Source organism: Bacillus sp. 05T31 (assembly GCF_056396725.1).
On sequence record NZ_JBFTMA010001358.1, the window covers coordinates 1 to 470 of the forward strand.

General features: G+C 40.9%; 1 protein-coding gene. It reads right to left on the reverse strand.

The genetic code is table 11. The features are described 5' to 3' along the window. Positions 1-36: 36 nt before the first annotated feature. Positions 37-470 (reverse strand): ROK family protein (locus AC1DJR_RS33295; protein ID WP_477004600.1); only part of this gene is annotated, 434 nt, incomplete at its 5' end.

The following is a 470-nucleotide window of genomic DNA, read 5'->3' on the forward strand; positions in this document are numbered from 1 at the left end:
GGACGGGGGCCCCTTCCTCTTTTCATTATTCACTACTTATATCATCTTCGCCTCGTATTTGTGCTTTTTTACAAGCCACGCTCCTCCAATTACACCTGCATCATTACCAAGTATTGCAATTGCTAACTTCGTACTCTTTACAGCACGAGAGAAAGCATATTGCTCGAAATAACGTTGAATTGGCTCTAATAGTGAATCTCCAGCTTTAGATACGCCACCACCAATTACGATTTTCTCTGGGTTCAACGTACTAGCAAGGTTCGCTACAGCTAATCCTAAATAAGAAGCTACTTTTTCCACTACTTCACCTGCTAGTTCATCACCTTGTCCAAGCGCTTCAAACACATCTTTTGATGTAATAAGCCCTTCTTCTGCTAACATAGAACGTAAAACACTTTCTTTATCTGTCTCTTGTATTTGTTGCATAGCAACACGTACAATACCTGTTGCAGAGGCTACCGTTTCTAAAC